General features: G+C 66.8%; 1 protein-coding gene. It reads right to left on the reverse strand.

Translation table 11 applies throughout. From position 1 onward, the window contains the following. Nucleotides 1–262, reverse strand: a 262-nt coding sequence (locus CVH10_RS21645; protein WP_369335960.1) for an ATP-grasp domain-containing protein, incomplete at both ends; no start/stop codon positions are given.

Here is a 262-nt window from a genome sequence, read left to right on the forward strand (position 1 = left end):
GTTGATCTCCAGCATGGTGCCGTCGCAATCGCGGAACGCCCGATAGGCGTTCATGATCGTCTTCACGGCGGCCGAGACCTGCTTGATGTTCAAGCCGAGCTGAAAGGCGATCTCACGGGCCTGGAACTGCTGCAGGCCCACCGCCGGCTCGACCACCACCTGGATCAGGGCCTCGGGCTCGTTGGCGGCGATCTCCTCGATGTCCATGCCGCCGCGCTGGGAGGCGATGACGCGGCCCCGCTCGGCCTTCCGGTCGAGGACG

The organism is Halomonas sp. ND22Bw, from assembly GCF_003011945.1.
Lineage (GTDB): Bacteria > Pseudomonadota > Gammaproteobacteria > Pseudomonadales > Halomonadaceae > Halomonas > Halomonas halophila.